The organism is Niabella hirudinis, from assembly GCF_051201075.1.
Lineage (GTDB): Bacteria > Bacteroidota > Bacteroidia > Chitinophagales > Chitinophagaceae > Niabella > Niabella hirudinis.
Genome location: NZ_JBPEHJ010000001.1, coordinates 881,985 through 900,246 on the forward strand (window position 1 = coordinate 881,985; position 18,262 = coordinate 900,246).

General features: G+C 46.8%; 9 protein-coding genes. 4 read left to right on the forward strand and 5 right to left on the reverse strand.

Going from position 1 to position 18,262, the window contains the following annotated elements; translation table 11 throughout:
- Window positions 1-36 precede the first annotated feature (36 nt).
- Both GGU45_RS03320 and GGU45_RS03325 read right to left on the reverse strand, forming a co-directional pair.
- Window positions 37-1,644 (reverse strand): RagB/SusD family nutrient uptake outer membrane protein, encoded by a 1,608-nt coding sequence (locus GGU45_RS03320; protein WP_435221981.1) that lies wholly within the window; start codon window positions 1,642-1,644, stop codon window positions 37-39.
- 20 nt (window positions 1,645-1,664) lie between these two features.
- Window positions 1,665-4,793 (reverse strand): SusC/RagA family TonB-linked outer membrane protein, encoded by a 3,129-nt coding sequence (locus tag GGU45_RS03325; protein WP_435221984.1) that lies wholly within the window; start codon window positions 4,791-4,793, stop codon window positions 1,665-1,667.
- A gap of 604 nt (window positions 4,794-5,397) precedes the next feature.
- Here GGU45_RS03325 and GGU45_RS03330 point away from each other — a divergent pair.
- Together GGU45_RS03330 and GGU45_RS03335 are read left to right on the forward strand one after the other, a co-directional pair.
- Window positions 5,398-6,636, forward strand: coding sequence for a glycoside hydrolase family 88 protein (locus GGU45_RS03330; RefSeq protein WP_435221986.1), 1,239 nt, complete (start codon window positions 5,398-5,400; stop codon window positions 6,634-6,636).
- 11 nt (window positions 6,637-6,647) lie between these two features.
- Window positions 6,648-8,042: a sulfatase-like hydrolase/transferase gene (locus GGU45_RS03335; RefSeq protein ID WP_435221988.1), complete on the forward strand. Its 1,395-nt coding sequence runs from the start codon at window positions 6,648-6,650 to the stop codon at window positions 8,040-8,042.
- 76 nt (window positions 8,043-8,118) lie between these two features.
- Here GGU45_RS03335 and glgP read toward each other — a convergent pair whose 3' ends face one another.
- Both glgP and glgB read right to left on the reverse strand, forming a co-directional pair.
- The gene (gene glgP / locus GGU45_RS03340) at window positions 8,119-9,783 is read right to left on the reverse strand and encodes an alpha-glucan family phosphorylase (RefSeq protein ID WP_435221990.1); all 1,665 of its coding nucleotides are present in this window, start codon (window positions 9,781-9,783) and stop codon (window positions 8,119-8,121) included.
- A gap of 937 nt (window positions 9,784-10,720) precedes the next feature.
- Window positions 10,721-12,685 (reverse strand): 1,4-alpha-glucan branching protein GlgB, encoded by a 1,965-nt coding sequence (glgB, locus tag GGU45_RS03345; RefSeq protein WP_435221992.1) that lies wholly within the window; start codon window positions 12,683-12,685, stop codon window positions 10,721-10,723.
- Window positions 12,686-13,070: 385 nt separating this feature from the next.
- Here glgB and GGU45_RS03350 point away from each other — a divergent pair, with 385 nt between their 5' ends.
- Complete coding sequence (locus tag GGU45_RS03350) at window positions 13,071-15,890, forward strand: outer membrane beta-barrel protein (RefSeq protein ID WP_435221994.1); 2,820 nt, start codon at window positions 13,071-13,073, stop codon at window positions 15,888-15,890.
- 15 nt (window positions 15,891-15,905) lie between these two features.
- Entirely contained in the window at window positions 15,906-16,658 is a 753-nt protein-coding gene (locus GGU45_RS03355; protein WP_435221996.1) for a GLPGLI family protein, read from the forward strand.
- Between the two features lie 282 nt (window positions 16,659-16,940).
- Here the strand turns inward: GGU45_RS03355 and GGU45_RS03360 are convergent, their stop codons facing one another.
- Window positions 16,941-18,221 carry a glucose-1-phosphate adenylyltransferase gene (locus tag GGU45_RS03360; protein WP_435221998.1) on the reverse strand — a complete coding sequence of 427 codons (1,281 nt, stop codon included), beginning with the start codon at window positions 18,219-18,221 and terminating at the stop codon, window positions 16,941-16,943.
- Window positions 18,222-18,262: the final 41 nt, after the last annotated feature.

Genomic DNA, 18,262 nt, shown 5'->3' on the forward strand with positions numbered 1-18,262 from the left:
TTATTTTAAATTAAGTAAACAGAATCCGGCCCTGCATTACCATCCCGGGTTTTGCACCATTTTTTTGTTCAACGCCATTTCTCCCGATGGAATGGGATAAAGCAGGTTCCGCTCCGAAACATTACTGCCCCCCAATGCTCCATATTTCACGCCCCCGCCGTTGGCGGCCATGTCCGCGCTTACGGCTTTCATTGCCGGCACAAATTTCCCCCAGCGCACCAGGTCTTGTCTTCTCAATGTTTCAAAACAAAGTTCACGGGAACGCTCGTCTTCAATAAAAAGCTGGAAGAGATCTTTTGATAGTCCCGCAGGCGCATCGGCTATGGCACTGGCTGCGGCTATATCTACTCCATAGGCTCTTCTTCTTACCTGGTTAATGGCTTCGTAGGCTGCATCCGTTGGGCCATTCACCTGGTTTTCGGCTTCCGCCAGCATCAGCAATACATCCGCATAGCGGAGGAGCGGAAAATTGGTGGGACCATAATTTTTATTCTTGGGGCGCAGGAGTTCATAGGATCTTCTCCATTTTCCGGCATCCCTGCTGTACATATTGGAAGCATTGGTTACAATGGGCACGCGGGCCCCGGTTGTACCATTGTAGGTATAGGTTTGGAGGGTCCAATCCCGGCGCTGGTCCCCGTTTCCATATAGTTTAAACAGGCGTCCCGTTCCTTTTATAAACCCATAGCTGTACCCGGTATCCGCCTGAAAAGGAACGCTGGTCATGGTAATTCCGATGGTATTGCCTACCCTGCCGCCTTCGTTTGTACCATCTCCGTTTGACCCTTTAAAATCCACCTCCCACATACTTTCCTTTACATCATAAATATCCTGGGAGTGGTTGATAAAGATCTGGCTATAGGCGCTGTTGGTAAGTGCGCTGTTGAAGGCAGTGTTTAATGCATGTTCACCGGATTCTTTTACCTTCTTTGCCCAACTGAGGGCCTCGGTATATTTGCTTTGATCATTCAGCGGAAATCCGGCCATATGTAAACACACGCGGGCCAGTAATCCTTCTGCCACCGTTTTGGACACGCGGCTGGAGTAGCCCAGCGCAGAAGACGAAGGCAATACCGCCTCGGCATCCTTCATATCTTTAAGGATCTGCGCATACACTTCTGCTGCCGGTGTGCGGGCAATATCCAGATTATTGGGCGAGGTTGTAGGCTGCAGCAGTAGCGGCACTCCGCCAAAACGGGTCACCAATAAAAAATAATAGTAGGCCCTCAAAAACTTGGCCTCCCCTAATATAATGGCTCGCTTACCTTCATCCATCTGGGGAATATTGATATTAGCGATGAGCTGGTTGGCGCGTTCTATGCCGATATAACAGTCCTGCCACAAACCCACTATCCGGGAATTGGTAAAATCAAAATTATAGAGCGCAACGCCGGTTACGGTAGCGCTTCTGGCATAATAAGAATCGTCCGTGCAGGCTTCCCATTCAGAAAACATATAATCGCCGTAGAGGTTATTGGCCCCCAGCTTATCATACACTCCTGCCAGTGCATTGGTTAATTTTAGTTCCGTATTATAATATTCTTCGCCTGTTAATACATCGGTGGGTTTGGTATTCAGAAATTTTTTACAGCCGCCCAGGCCTGCCGCCAGTAGCACAAAAAACGATATATAGATAACTTTCATATACTCTTGTTTTAAATATATTAGAAGGTGATTTTTGCGCCAAAGGTGATGGTGCGGGCGCGGGGATAGGTAGAGTAATCAAAACCGGGGGTCAGTGCGGAGTAATAGGCGCTCACTTCCGGATCCATCCCTGTATAATTGGTCCAGGTAACCAGGTTTTGAGCAGCCGCGTACACACGCAGGCCATTGATCTTTGCATGGTTGAGTATTCTTTTATTAAATGTATACCCCAGCGCTACCGTTTTTAACCGCAGGTAGGACGCATCTTCTACCAGGTTGGAGGAATAACCGCCGCCAAAATATCCTTTGGTGCGGTACAGTTCTGAGCTGGTATTGTCCGGGCTCCACCGATCCGCATAGCTGGCAAACTGGTTAAAGGAAAGGCTCCTGTTTCCTTCAAACATGATTTTATTGATATTATATACATCATTGCCATAAGACCACTGAAAGAATACGTTCAGGTCAAAATTTTTATAGGTAAAATTATTGGAAAATCCTCCGTAATGAATAGGCAGCCCCCGTCCAATTGCGGTGTAATCATTGGCATCAACTTTCAGATCGCCGTTTATGTCCCGGTACTTAATATCGCCCGGCTGAATCTTGTCCCTTGTGTTGCCGTTTGTGGTTACATTACCTTTCAGTATATATCCGCCGGACACAGTACGATCAAAATCATCGTAGCCATACACGCCGTCCCAAACATAGCCGTACATCTGGCCCATCGATCCGCCCAGGCGGGCGATATAGGCCGAAGTTGAGGTCCATCCATAATCCCAGTTTACCGCCCTGATCAGCGACTCCTGGCCCTCCGTAAGTTCCAGCACTTTATTGCGGTTGAACGAAATATTAAAATTACTGGTCCAGGAAAAATCCTTTTCCTTTACATTAATCGTTTCCAGGGAAATTTCAAGCCCCTCATTCTGCACACTGCCAATATTCTTAAAGGCCGCATCAAAGCCCGAGGAGTTGGGCAGGTTGGCATTCAGCAGCAGGTCGGTGGTTTTTTTACGGTATACATCCAGCGTAAGCAGGATGCGCTGTTTTAAAAATCCGAGGTCGAGCCCCAGATCCGTTTGGCCGGTGGTCTCCCATCTCAGGTTGGTATTCCCCAGCGCTGTGGGTACAATGCCGCTTATAACTCCGTTATTAAATGTATAACCGCTGCCAATGGGCAACCCAAACGTAGTGAGATACGCAAAATCGCCTACGCGGTTATTACCGGTAACGCCGTAGCCTACCCGGATCTTGCCTTCTGATAACACAGGGTTATGCTTCAGAAATTTTTCTTCTGAAAACCGCCAGGAGAATGCTCCGGAGGGGAAATAGCTCCAATGATTGGTTTCTGTAAACTTAGAAGACCCATCTGCACGAAACGATGCCGTAAGCAGGTACCGGGAGCGATAGCTATAGTTGACCCTTCCCAGGAAGGAAGCCAGGTTCCACAAAGAGCTGGTGGCTGTGATAGGCTGGGCAATGCCTTCATCCAGGCCACTAACGCCAAGACTTTCATTGGGGAGCTGGATGGCACTCATACCGTAAACAGAACTCTTTCCACCCTGGGCGGTAAAGCCGCCCACCGCATTGATAGAATGCTCTTTGATAGACTTGCTCCAGGTAAGAATGTTTTCATTGGTCCAGGAATTGGTTTGCGCAAAGACCAGGGAGCCATTAACCCCGTTTAACGCGCGGGGATTCCCCGATGTCGTTCTTGAATTATTAAAAGACTCCGAACGTACCAGCCGGTCATTGATGCCACCGGTTATGCGCAGTTTCAAACCGGGTAGTAGGGTATACTCCGCGTATGCGTTGGCTGCCAGGTTTTTGGTCCCGTTTTTTCTTACGATGTTGTTAAGATTAATCACCGGGTTGATCCGGTAATCATTTGCGGGATCAATGCTGGGATCAAAAAGGTCATCCTCCAGGTTGCCGTCTACATTGGGCGATACGGGCCGCATGCCCCATACCGATGCAAAGATTTTATTGGTAGAAGAACCACCGCCTTCGCTGGGACTCATGCCCGACTGCAGCAGGTAGCTATAGTTGGTGTTGATGCCCACCTTGAGTTTGGTACCGATAGTCTGATCCAGTACCACCCGGCCCTGGTAACGGTTATAACCGGAGTTGATTAACACGCCATTCTGATCCAGGACGGACCCCGACACCGCATATTTTGTTTGTTTGGAGCCGCCGCTAAGCGATAAATTATAATTGGCCATGGTGGCACGCTGCATCACCAGATCCTGCCAGTCGGTGCCTGCAATCGTTTTATAACTATCCAGGGTTCTGCCATCTTGCAAATAGATTTGCTTGGGTGTGGCTATGTTTCCGCCAGAAACAGATGAAGTATCCAGTTCCAGCTGATATTTTACAAACTCGTAGGGGCTCATCAATGCCATCTTCTTTGTAGGATCCTGGAAGCCGTAAGAAACATCCAGCTGTAGCGAGGGTGGGCCCTCCTTCCCCTTTTTGGTAGTAATCATAATAACGCCGTTTGCACCCCTGGCTCCATAGATGGCCGTTGCAGAGGCATCTTTCAGCACTTCTATCGATTCAATATCCGCAGGATTGATGGCATTGTTATTTGGATTTTCGATAGGAAAACCATCTACCACATACAATGGGGAATTTTCCTGGGTAATGGAGTTATTACCCCTGATCACAATATTAATACCGGAGCCCGGCTGCCCGTCAACCGATGAAACCTGCACACCGGCCACGCGTCCTGCCAGGGCTTCATCAAATGACCGCACCGGGGCCTTGTTCATATCCGTTACGTTTACCTTTCCTACCGAGCCCGTCAAATCTTTTTTCCGCACCGTTCCATAACCAACAACCACTACTTCATCCAACCCGGTAGGTGCTGCGGGCTGCAAGCGAACATTCAGAACCGGATTGGCGCCAGCCGCCAGCTCCAGCTCCGTATACCCAACAAACGAAAAAATAAGTACCGGTTTTCCGCCCGGCAAGGAAATGGTATAGTTACCACCCGCATCCGTAGTGGTGCCTCCCGGGGCATCTTTAACCTTTACCGATACTCCTGCTAAAGGCAGGCCATCGGAACCGGTAACCATTCCTTTAAGATGCACCTGCTGCGCCCTTGCAGAAACAACACCCATAAGCAACATCAATGCCAGCAAACAACGTGTCATAAGCAACATTTTTTTAATAAAATATATAATTTAAATTGAACAAAAAACAATCTTACCGGGAGCCACACCCCATGCAATCATTCGTCACTCTGGTTCATACAGCCAACAAAAACCGTTATTTCAGCACAAACCTAATCATCCTGTTTTATTTACAAGGGATAAAAATATCTCAAAATAGGGGTAGATTTTTATTGATGGGGATGCCGCAGAGATACTTTGTTATTGCCACTGAAACACAGAATGCTTTAAGTTGCTCCCTCAGATGGCGCCAATTGCTACGCAGATCACTGTTCCCTTTTCTGCGTTTCAGAATCTCAATGGCTCTCTGTGTTTCCTATGTTTGCCGCAGAGGCTCTGAAACACTGAAGGCCTGGGCTTTTACGAATTAAAAACGTGGCCGTTGCTATAGCATTAAAAAATCTGTGTTTCTGCGTTTCAGCGGCGTTGACACGGAATCTCTGTGGTAATTGTCCAGGGGATAAAATATATTTCTGCCCCCTTTTCAATAAGATATCCCCCCTCTTCTACAAAATCATTCCGCAATTTGCAGTTGCTTTTGTTTGCAATTGTTTGCCAAAAATCTCTTACATCTTAATACTGAAATATGATTATCAGAAAATGCAGCGCGCTTTTATTATTGCTCCTTTTTACCCTGCAAAGCACCGCCCAGCAAAAGGCGGGGAAACACGATTTCGACTTCGTATTCCGACTGGCCGAACGACAGTACACCGATATGCTGGCCATTTCCAAAGACCTGCATCGCTACCCCAGAACCAGCAATTCCGATGGCAGCGTACATTATGATACCGTAGACGACTGGACGGGGGGCTTCTGGCCCGGCTGCCTTTGGGATATCTACCAGTTTACCAAAAAAGACAACTGGAAAAAAGCCGCTATCCAATGGACCGAAAGCCTGGAGAACAACCAGTACAATACCCGGCACCATGATATCGGCTTTATGATGTACAGCAGCTACGGCAATGCCATGAAGTTTGTACCACAGGCGGCTTATAAAAAGATCCTGGTTCAATCGGCCCGGTCACTGATCACCCGTTATAACCCCGTGGTAAAATCGATTAAATCATGGAATTACCGTAAATCATGGGATGGCAAAACCGAATGGTTCTTCCCCGTAATCATCGATAATATGATGAACCTCGAACTGCTGTTTTATGCCGGCAAAGTAACCGGCGATCCCCTATTCCGGCAAGTGGCTATCAACCATGCAGAAACCGCTATGAAATACCATATACGTAAAGATTACAGTTCCTATCATGTAGTAGATTATGACACCATCACCGGAAAAATGCTGCACCAGCAAACCTGCCAGGGTTTTGCGGATAACTCTACCTGGGCGCGCGGACAGGCCTGGGGCATTTACGGGTTTACACTGATGTACCGCGAAACAAGGGATATGCGCTACCTGAATACTGCAAAAAAAATGGCGGATTTTTTTATGAACCACCCCAACCTGCCCAAAGACAAGATCCCTTACTGGGATTTCAATGTGGGACAGCCTGGGTACAAGGCCGACTGGAAGTATAATCCTGCTGATTTCAATGAAACACCAAGAGACGCATCTGCCGCCGCCATCACAGCATCGGCCTTGTTGGAAATGCAGGGCTACCTGGGCAAAAAAGGCGCTCCCTATAAAGCATTTGCCATTGCAGTGCTACAATCGCTCAGCAGCCCGGCCTACCTTGCCGCACCTGGTACCAACAGTCATTTCCTGCTCAAACATTCCGTGGGCAGCATCCCCCACGGCAATGAAATTGATGTACCCCTGGTGTATGCCGACTATTATTTCCTTGAGGCATTGCTTCGTTTAAAAAATCTACAGTAAAAAAACAAGAGATGATAAAGCCAATACACGGGATCTGGATCATTTGCTTATTTACATTTCTTCAGGCAGCGGCACAGCCACACCGGAAACCCAATATTATTGTAATTGTAAGCGATGACGGCGGTTATGCTGATTTTGACTGTTATGGCGGCAAACAGATTCCTACGCCTCATATCAACTCCCTCGCAAAAGAAGGCGTAAGGTTTACCAACGCCTATGTATCCGCCTCCGTATGTGCCCCCTCAAGAGCCGGAATTCTTACGGGCCGTTACCAGCAGCGTTTTGGCTTTGAGCACAACATGTCCGGCAAACCTGCTCCCGGGTATACCGAAGCAGATATGGGGCTCGACCCGAACCAGAAGACGATTGCCGATGAGCTCCAAACAAATGGTTACCGTACCATTGCCATCGGCAAATGGCACCAGGGCAATGCCGATGCCTACTTCCCGTTAAACCGGGGGTTTGATGAATTTTACGGATTCCGGGAAGGATCAAGAAACTTCTTCAGTTATAAAACACCCCGGAAAGATGTATATGCCCTATACGACAATAACACCATTGTGCCCGAAGAAAAAATAACCTACCTCACCGATATGTTTACGCATAGAGCCGTCCATTTTATTGACCAGAATAAAGCCCGGCCATTTTTTATGTACCTGGCTTACAATGCCATTCACACGCCCCTCCAGGCCAAACAAAAAGACCTGGACCGGTTCCCCTCGATCGGGGAAAAAGACCGCAAGACCTATGCCGCCATGATGGCTTCTATGGATGATGGCATTGGAGCAGTGCTGCAGACCCTTAAAGACAAGGGGCTTGAAAACAATACCCTTATTTTCTTTATCAACGACAATGGGGGCGCCACCAATAACGCATCGGATAATGGCATTTTGCGCGGCATGAAGGGATCCAAATGGGAAGGCGGTATCCGTGTGGCCACCATCATGAAATGGCCCGGGCATATCCGCTCCAATACCCTCTATAACAAACCGGTTATTGCACTCGACATCCTGCCCACGGCCCTGGCCGCCGCTCATGCAAAAAGAACAGCGTCTTACGCATTGGATGGCGTTAACCTGCTGCCCTACCTCAACTCCACCGGAACTCCGCACAAAGATCTTTTCTGGCGGAGAGGCGTTGCAGCAGCCGTCCGATCCGGCAAGTGGAAGCTGATCCGCGTACAATCGGACCCGGTTCTTCTCTTTAACCTCGAAGCCGATATCGCGGAAACCGTCAACCTCGCCGACCGGTATCCTAAAATTGTAACCACTCTTCTACGGAAACTGGAACATTGGGAAAAAGGCCTGCAACCGCCGCATTGGGGCAGTTCATTTGGCGGGTATAATCAGGTAATGAAACACAAAATGGAAACAAAGGGAAGGGATATGGAACGCAAATACCCCTGAAAAAAACCGCTCCCTTGTTGTGGAAGCGGTTCTATACTTCGTCTCTGCGCAGTATAAATATCAACCCCTTGCAGCGTTAATTATTCGCATTATACATCAATGCATAATACTCGTGCGCCATGCGGTTGCTTTCAAACTGCCAGCGCACGTCCTGCATTCCATTTTTCATGATCTGGCGCCAGGTGCCATAATCCCGGTAGTACAAGGGAATCGCCTGCCCCGTGAGAATTTCATAAAGCTTATCCAGGTCATACTGATCCTGCTCATGGGTATGCATATTGGCGTAGTCGGCTTTGGGAATCACAAACCCGTTATGACCATGATTGATGAATTCCGGAATCCAGCCATCATCGGTTGAAAAGTTCACGGCTCCGTTCATAGCCGCCGTCATGCCGCTGGTACCGGAAGCCTCCCTTGGTACACGCGGATTATTAAGCCAGATATCTGCAGCCTGTTTTAACCGTTTCGACAATCCCAGTTCATAACCTGTAAGTACCGCTACGTTCTTATAGTTCTTGCTCAGGTGCACCAATTCATTAAACTCCGATATGGCAGGAAAATCCATGGGGTAAGGTTTACCGGCCCAGATGATCTGAACGGGGAACTGTGTATTATGCACCAGCTGATTAAAACGCTGCAGATCGGACGCAATCATCCCCGCTCTTTTATAACCGGCAAAGCGCCGCGCCCAAACAATCGTCAGCACCTTCGGATCAAACAATTTACCCGTTTGATCCGCTACTATCTCAAAAGCTCTTTTTTTCAGAAACCATTTACGATCATCAAAACCGTAATCATCTCCCACCTCTTTAAATTTATACATCTGCTTGTCGGCCCAGTAGTTCCAGTTCTGTGCATTGGTAATGGAAACAATGGGACAAACGCCCTCGTATTTGCCCCACATTTCGCGGGACACTTCTCCATGCAACTTGGATACGCCGTTGGCCACATGCGCAAACCGCAGGGCTACCAGTGAGTGGTTAAACTGATCGCCGTAATCGCGGGTCAGCGCTTTTACGTCTTCCACGCTCAATCCGCAGAAATAGCTCATTTTGTGACAAAGATAAATATCATGTTTTTCATTGCCCGCTTCCTCCGGCGTATGTGTTGTAAATACCAGGCGCTTTTTTACTTCCTCCAGGTTACGGTTGAATTTCTGGTACAGATAAAAAGCCGCAGAAAGCCCATGTGCCTCGTTCAGATGGTAAAGCTCCGGGTTAAAGCCCAGCAGGTCCATCAGTTTAGCCCCTCCTACTCCCAATAAAATGAACTGTGCCACCTTGGTTGCCACATTGGCATCATACAGCTTATGGCTGATGGTCTGGGATACATAATCGTTCTCCGGAAGATCGGTACTCAGGAGAAACAAAGGCGCTGTTTTAAACGTTTCGGGATTCAGGTACCAGGCTTTGACCCAAACCGGTGTATCATGAACGTTGATCTGAAATTTAATGCCGGTATCCTCTAAAAAGCTGTAGAGTTTTTCATTCCAGGCCACATCAAGCGTTTGATCCTGGTTGCGCTCCTGGTCATAATAACCATATTTCCACAAAATACCAATACCGATCATATTCTGCCGCAGCTCATAGGCACTGCGAAAATGCGATCCTGATAAAAAACCCAGCCCTCCGCTGTAGATCTTTAATGGCTGATGAATGGCAAACTCCATCGAAAAATAGGCAACTTTTTTCCCGTATGTCTTATCGACATCATACGGAACTTTAAAATTTTCAAAACTCATACTCATTATTTAACGGTTAGCAAAATAAGGCATTTATAGCAAGAAATAATGATAATAATACAGGGGCGTTAATAATTGTGTGGATAACACACATTAAAACCGCTCCGCAGGCAGTTTCAGGTTGAACCTTGCAATTTTACTAAAAGTTGTGTGAAGTATAAGCGAGAGAGGCAGGCGATAAAAAAGCCCAAGGAAACGATATTGATTGCCTATTTAATGCCGTTTCCTTAGCACACGGACGTCCAATATATTGCTCACGCCCGATGCATCGCATGTGCGTCAAGTTAGCATGCAAACTGTACCCGCTGCATAGCGGCAGATGAATATTGTAAGAGCGGGTTTTAACCCGTCTCGCCATCCAGACGAAGGGTTGAGAGCCGTTAGCCCGAAACATCTGCCGTGCCTATGGCACTCACATCTGCCTTTTCGCTGCTAACATCGCGCTGAAGCACAACGTTCCAAAACCGATCCGGGGCTATGCCCCTCAAAGCCTTTAATAGCGCAGATTTGCCGGCATGCTTACATCCCCTTAACTTGACGCCTATGCGATGCATCGGAACATAGACTTTCATTCCGCTTTGCGCGTCAGGTTAAAAACAGGTCTGTTACCATCAAATGTAGTACGGATAAGCCTTTCACGCCAAAAAAATCCCATCTTTTAATGGCAAACAGGCGCAGCGCGCCGCTGACCTTATAACTATGAGCGCCCAAAACCTCCCATAGCCGCAGCGCGGCGGTAATTTCGTACGCCGGGCTTATACAAACTGCTGATAATCCAATAGCTGAAAACCGGCAGTTTTATACCCGATGAACCATTCATCATTGACATCGTTGTTGAATGCTGTTGGCCCTTGTTTAAGATGGTTTATATCTTTCAATAGGCCGGGGCGATTCGCATCCCCCCATTTTCAAATTCTCAAATTTTCAAATTAGTACGTTACTTCAAAATAATTCCCGCCAGCGGCGGCAGGTTCAATGTAATCCTGTATTGCTTTGTATCCGCATCTAACTGTTCAATCCGGATATCTTTGTTAAACACATCACCTGTTCCATCGTATGCTTTGGCATCAGAGTTAAACAGCTCTGTAGTATATTCTTTTCCGGAAACAGTTACAACCCAGTTGTAGCGTACCTCCGGAGTCATATTCAGCAATACCAGCAGGTCGTCCTCCGGCACTGTGCCCTTCCGTTTATATACAATGACGCTTTCTGCGCGATGCTCCAGATCCACCCATTCAAACCCTCCGGTATTAAACTGGTTCACGTACATGGCCGGCTCCTCAACCAGTACTTTATTGAGCGCCCGCAGGCATTGCTGCGCACCCTTATGACTGTCGTGCTGTAATAAGGCCCAATCCAGTTCCGATTTATAATTCCACTCAGTTGTTTGTCCAAACTCGGATCCCATAAACAATAGCTTGGCGCCGGGATGCGTCCACATATAGGTAAAAAATAACCGTAGGTTGGCAAACTTCTGCCATAGATCTCCGGGCATTTTAAAAATCAGCGGACTCTTGCCGTGTACTACTTCATCATGGCTGATGGGCAGCATAAAGTTTTCATCATAATAATACATCATACTAAACGTAAAATTATTCTGATGGTACTGCCGGTGCACCGGGTCCAGCTTGAAGTAGTCGAGCGAATCATGCATCCACCCCATCATCCATTTCATTCCAAAGCCCAATCCGTCCTCAAAAGTGGGGCGCGATACACCCGGCCAATCGGTAGCTTCTTCGGCAATCGTTTGGACATCGGGAAAATCCCGGTAAACGGTTTCATTGAGGTGTTTTATAAAGGTGATAGCTTCCAGGTTTCCATCTCCGCCAAACTCGTTGGGATCCCACTCTCCTTCACTACGGGAGTAATTCAACTTCAGCATGGAGCTGACTGCATCTACGCGCAACCCGTCTATATGAAACTGCTCCAGCCAGAAACGGGCGCTGCTGATCAGAAAGGATTTTACTTCGCCTCTTTTATAATTAAAAATATAAGAGTTCCAGTCCGGATGGTATCCTTTCCGCATATCTGCATACTCATAGGTATGTTCGCCATCGAACAGGTAAAGACCATGTGCGTCATAAGGAAAATGCGAGGGCACCCAATCCAGGATCACCCCGATGCCGGCCTGGTGAAAGGCATCCACCAGGCGCATAAACCCCTGCGGATCGCCAAACCGGGATGTGGGCGCAAAATAGCCCGTGGTCTGGTAGCCCCAGCTTCCATCAAACGGATACTCGGTAACGGGCATCAGCTCTACATGGGTAAAGCCCATTTCCTTTACATAGGGTACCAGCCGCTCCACCATAAGGTCATAGGAATTATAGGAATGCTCATCCGAAGGATCCGGCCGCTGCCAGCTGCACAGGTGCACTTCATATACGCTCCAGGGAGCATCCAGCGCGTTTGCCTTTTTCCGGTCTTTCATCCATGCTCCGTCCTCCCACTCATACTGCAGGTCCCAGGTAATTGAAGCAGTCTGGGGTCGCAGCTCCCAATAGTGCGCAAAAGGATCTCCCTTATCCGTTACTGTATTTCCAGCACCCACAATATGATATTTATAGAGCTCCCCCAGCTTAAAACCCGGTATAAAACCTTCCCAGATACCGCTATGATCCCACCTTGCCGTTAGGGGATGCGTTATTTTATCCCAGTCATTAAAATTACCGGTCACAAATACAAAACGGGCATTGGGGGCCCATACACAAAAATACATGCCCCATACCCCATTAACCGCTATCGCGTGCGATCCAAATTTTTCGTATAACGCATAATGAGTGCCATTTTGAAAATTTTGCACATCGTCATCTGTAAGCAGCGAATAATTCCAGACCGGGCCGGTGGTGTCAATAAAGTTGGCCGCTTCAAACGTCTCCTGGATCTTTTTTATATCAATGGGCATATGAACAGTTGTTTCAGCAATGTACAACATTTTTCAGGAATCCTCCGCCAGGATTTTCATCCCTCTTTTGATGGCTCCCGTCACATTTTTTGTATACTTTAACGTATTTCATCCCTCATAACAAAGGATGTATTATGGAAAACCAGCATTTTTGCGTTATAAATTCATTTGCCATTGGGAACAACCATCCAACAATAACCGATGAGAATAAAAAATCATTTCCGCTTATTGGAGCAAGTTGGCGTTACCTGCGTAAAATTTAAAAAAAATGTTATACTCCAAAAAACAACTATTTCATTAGTTTTATTACGTTTATTTCGTAGATTTGCCTGCAGGTCGTTTTTCCTTTAAAAAAACAGCCGCAATTATTCATCAAAACATGATCATGAGATTCAACCGAATTGTCTTACTTGCATTATTGATCTGCATTGCCGCAACAGCATCGGCCCAATCAACCGGCACCATTAAAGGGCAGCTGGCCGATACTGCGGAGCATAAAGATCTGACCAATTCCCTGGTATCGCTTCTTAGCCAGAAAGACTCAACGCTTATTAAATTTGCCAGAACATCCAAACAAGGCAACTTTCAGTTCTCCGGCCTCGATACGGGCAAATATATTGTTATGGTCACCCACCCCTATTTTGCAGACTATTTTGATAATGTAACGTTGCTGCCAAACACACCGCTTGACCTGGGCTCCATCCCGTTATTTTCAAAATTAAAGATGCTCGAAAATGTAGTGATAAAAAGCGGATCTGCGATTCGTATCAAGGGCGATACTACGGTATTTACTGCCGACAGCTTTAAGGTACGGGAAGGCGCCAACGTGGAGGAACTGCTGCGTAAATTACCAGGAATCCAGGTAGACCGGAACGGAACGATCAAGGCGATGGGCGAAACTGTGAAAAACGTTCTGGTGGATGGCGAAGAATTTTTCGGAAACGATCCGGGCATTGCCACCAAAAACCTGCGGGCAGATATCGTAAAAGAAGTTGAGGTTTATGATAAAAAAAGTGATCAGGCAACATTTACCGGTATCGATGATGGCGTTAAAGAAAAAACGATCAACCTGAAACTGAAAGAAGATAAAAAGAAGGGGTATTTTGGTAAAATTGAAGCCGGGGGCGGTCTGGGAAAAAATGATGATCCCGGAACGCAGAACAAATTCAATAATGCCGCAATGATCAATGCCTTCAAAGGCAAACGAAAGATAGCGGCCTACGGTATCATGAGCAATACGGGAACCCTCAATCTGAACTGGGACGACCGGAATAAATATGGCGGCAGTGATGCTAATATGGAACTGGGAAGCGATGGATCGATCATGTTTTATTCCGGGGGTGATGATTACAACTCCAGCGATGGTATCCCCACCAACTGGAACGGAGGCTTCCATTACAGCAATAAATTTAACCAGGACAAGCAAAGCCTCAATACGGGCTATAAGTTCACAAAGATCAATGCACCCGGATACAATCGCAGTTTTGCGCGCAATTTTGCAAAACTTGATGGACGCGATACCACCTGGCTGGTTAACAATGAGCGCAATTCCTATAGCACTTCGCTGAAGCAAAACATCAACCTGACCTACGAAATAAAACTGGATTCCTCCAACACTTTGAAATGGATTGCACGGGGCAACCAAAATAGCAGCAGCTCCCGTTATAATGGCCATACGGAAAATACAGATACGCTGGGCCGGTTCCTGAATACCAATAAAAACCATGGATCATCTGAAAGCGACCGGAGCAATTTTAACACCAGCCTGCTCTGGATGCACAAGTTTAAGAAGCCTTCCCGCACCCTTTCAATCAACACATCGTTCGATTATAATAAATCAAAAACAGACGGACTTCAGTTTTCCGATATCGACTATTTTACCAATGGAGACTCTACGGGGCAAAAACTCATTGATCAGCACACGCTCAACAATACAGCGTCCAACAACCTGAACACAAAGATCGCCTATACCGAACCGCTCATGAAGGATGTCTACCTGGAACTAAGTTATGGCCTGGGCATTTCTAACCAGACAAACAACCGGATCGTGGATGCCAAAGCGCCATCAGGGGACTATAATAACAGGGTTGATTCACTCAGCAATGATTTTGTATACAATGCATTTTCCCATAGCCCGGGGCTCAACTTCCGGCTGAACAAAAAGAAATACAATTTTTCTTTTGGAACCTCCACAGGTTTTACCAGCAATAAACAACTCGACAGAACATTGAATACAGAAAGGAGGTATAATTTTGTCAACTATTATCCGCGCGCTAACTTCAACTATAAGTTTCGCCCGTCTGAAAACATCTCTCTGAGCTATTATGGATATACAAATGCCCCCACCCTCGAACAGCTACAGCCTGTGCGGGACAACAGCGATCCCTTAAACCAACGGATCGGAAACCCCAACCTGAACCCATCCTTCCGGCATGGCTTCAATGTCTGGTACAATTCCTGGAAAATGCTGAAGGAAAGAGGAATTTGGGCAAGCGCACGCTACAGTTTTACGCGCAATGCTTTCGTAAATCTCAGCAGGTTTAAGGACTCCATACGAACTTTCCAAACGGTAAACGCCAACGGGATATATAATTTCAGCGCCAACCTGAACTACAATATAAAACTAAAAGGCCCCAATATCTTTCTCAATTTTGGACCAGAAATTGCGTTTTCGCAAGACATCGACTTTGCAGGTTCCGGTATAAGCGGCGAACCTACAAAGAGCAAAACCAGAACACAGAGCTACAATTTTGATTTTTCTGTTTCAAAGAATAAAGATGATAAATATGATTTCCGTATTAATCCGAGGATCGGGTACAACATATCCGCCAGTTCCGTCAATAAGACATCAGATATCCATTACTGGACCAGCGGCGGTAATGTGTCGGCCAGGTGGACCATTGTGAAAGACCTGGATCTTTCCAACGATGTAGACCTCTATTTTCAGCAAAAAGATCCTAAATACCCGGGCAACTACGACTATGTAAAATGGAATGCCAATCTTACAAAAAAGTTTGCCAAAAATAAATTTGAAGCAAGGGCGGCGGTGTACGATATCCTGAATCAGAACAGGAGTTATAACCGTAACTTTTCCTCCTCCAGCTTTACAGAATCGTATCGAACGGTGTTAAGACGGTTCTGGATGCTTTCTTTTATCTGGAACATTACCAAATCGGGCGGTGCACCTGCAACGGCTTCAAAATAATTACAAACAGAAAAAATGAAAAAATTATTACTTCTCTGCTCACTGATAATGGCATTGGATGCCACAGCTCAAAAGTTCATCACCAGTGGTACCATTGAATACGAAGTACGCAAGAACCAGAAGAAGGAAATGAGCCGTTTTGAAACGGATGAAGACGACAACGGCTTCTGGGCGCAGATAAAAGACAAAGTGCCCCAGTTTAGTTTAAACTACTATACATATCAGTTTAATGAAGAAGCCGGGCTTTACAAATTTACCCGTACCGCTGATAAGCAAAAAATACCCATGTGGTTTTCGCGCAGCCAGGAAGATAATATCTGGTATACGAACTATGCCAGCCACACTTTTACCAACCTGAAGGTTATTGACGACAATTACCTGATATCCGGTCCTCAGAAAGCCATCAACTGGAAAATCAGCCCCAACGACCAGCGCATTATCGCAGGCTTTAACTGCAGAAAGGCTACAGCCATTATGTTTGACAGTGTATATGTATTTGCCTATTATACGGATGAGATAACGGTAAGCGGCGGGCCGATGGGATTGCACGGGTTACCAGGAATGATACTGGGGGTAACGATTCCCCGCTTGTATACAAGCTGGGTGGCTACTTCCTTAACATTAAATACGGGAGCCATAGCGCCTCCTTCAAAAGGTAAAAAGAAAACGGACTCCGAAATCATGCAGGCCCTCTCGGACCTTAGCAAATCCTGGGGGAAGGACGGCGCCAAATATCTGCAACCCACAATCTGGCAAACGTTTCTTTAGAAATGCGGAAATAAAGAAAGGGATGCAAAGCGCAACCCTTTGTTGTTTTCAGAAGAATGATTGGGGAGACTTCTCCGCGTTGGTCGAAGTGACGACTCACGTTAGTCGAAGGACGACTCACGCTGGTCGAAGTGACGATCCCCGCCAGTCGAAGTAACGCTCTATGTTATACGATTATGATATTTATTTCAGACCGGCTAACTCTTTGCGCCATTGCTCCGTTGCGAGAAATCTATAGGTCTGTTTTATTAATCATTTTCTTATTAGTTGAATTGGCGCCCTCTATACTACAAATCCGCTGGGCAGCACGGCGCCTTTTTTTATAACAATGATGCCGTCCTTTACCGTATACAGTTCATGATCCGTATTTTCGAGATGGGCGCCGCCATTCATCCGCACATCATCGCCAATACGACAGTTTTTATCAATAATGCAGTTGCGCAGGTAACAGCGTTTACCGATACCAATAGGTGGAATGCCTTTATTCTGATCCCGGCTAAGATCCTCGATGGTTTCATAAAAGTCACTCCCCATAATATAGCAGCTTACAATGGTAGACCCATATCCGATGCGGGAGCGGATGCCGATAACGCTGTGCTCGATACGCGAGGCATTGATAATGCACCCCTCTGCAATCACCGTTTTTTCCAGCGTGGTGCCGCTGATTTTTGCAGGCGGCAGCATACGGGGGCGGGTGAAAATAGACCTGGTATTGTCGAACAAATTAAATTCGGGAATATCTGAAGTTAGCTCAAGGTTGGCCTCAAAAAAGGAATAAATGTTCCCGATATCAGTCCAATAGCCTTCATATTGGAAGCTGGACACTTTATACTCGCTGATGGAGGCGGGGATGATCTCCTTTCCAAAATCCGTTGCCTCCGGGTGCTTTTTGAGCAACAGGGATTCCAGCAGCTTCCGGTTAAAGATATAGATACCCATAGAAGCGAGGTAGTTTCTTCCTTTTTGCTGCATGGCCGGCCCGGTATCGCTCTCCCAGTCGCCCAGTATATCTTTTGAAGGCTTTTCAATAAAGGAGGTAATATAGTTGTCCTCATCGGTTTTCAGGATCCCGAATTCGGGTGCTTCGCGGTCTCCCACCGGAATGGTCGCGATGGAAATTTCGGCACCGCTTGCCTTATGCTGCTCCAGCATTTTATTAAAATCCATCTGGTAAAGCTGGTCGCCGGAGAGGATCAGCACATAGTCACTCGGAAAGGGCCCCAGGTGCCGCAGGCTCTGCCGCACTGCATCGGCCGTACCCTGAAACCAGGTAGGGTTATCGGGTGTTTGTTCCGCCGCAAGAATATCTACAAAGGCCGTGCTGAAGGCACTGAAACGATAGGTATTTTTTATATGCCGGTTCAGGGAAGCCGAGTTGAACTGCGTCAACACAAACATGCGGTGGATATCCGAGTTGATACAATTGGAAATGGGAATATCAACAAGGCGGTATTTGCCGGCAATGGGCACAGCCGGTTTGGAACGGGTGCTGGTCAATGGCGCCAGCCGGGATCCCGCACCTCCACCCAGGATCATGGCAATAATCTGATTTGAAATGGACATATAGAATAGTTTAAAATTGCTTGGTAATATAAATATAAACA

What these genes read in the sequence shown, in the direction of transcription:
- GGU45_RS03320 (WP_435221981.1), bottom strand. Translation starts at nt 1,644, where the DNA reads ATGAAAGTTATCTATATATCGTTTTTTGTGCTACTGGCGGCAGGCCTG.
- GGU45_RS03325 (WP_435221984.1), bottom strand. Translation starts at nt 4,793, where the DNA reads ATGACACGTTGTTTGCTGGCATTGATGTTGCTTATGGGTGTTGTTTCT.
- GGU45_RS03330 (WP_435221986.1), top strand. Translation starts at nt 5,398, where the DNA reads ATGATTATCAGAAAATGCAGCGCGCTTTTATTATTGCTCCTTTTTACC.
- GGU45_RS03335 (WP_435221988.1), top strand. Translation starts at nt 6,648, where the DNA reads ATGATAAAGCCAATACACGGGATCTGGATCATTTGCTTATTTACATTT.
- glgP (WP_435221990.1), bottom strand. Translation starts at nt 9,783, where the DNA reads ATGAGTTTTGAAAATTTTAAAGTTCCGTATGATGTCGATAAGACATAC.
- glgB (WP_435221992.1), bottom strand. Translation starts at nt 12,685, where the DNA reads ATGCCCATTGATATAAAAAAGATCCAGGAGACGTTTGAAGCGGCCAAC.
- GGU45_RS03350 (WP_435221994.1), top strand. Translation starts at nt 13,071, where the DNA reads ATGAGATTCAACCGAATTGTCTTACTTGCATTATTGATCTGCATTGCC.
- GGU45_RS03355 (WP_435221996.1), top strand. Translation starts at nt 15,906, where the DNA reads ATGAAAAAATTATTACTTCTCTGCTCACTGATAATGGCATTGGATGCC.
- GGU45_RS03360 (WP_435221998.1), bottom strand. Translation starts at nt 18,221, where the DNA reads ATGTCCATTTCAAATCAGATTATTGCCATGATCCTGGGTGGAGGTGCG.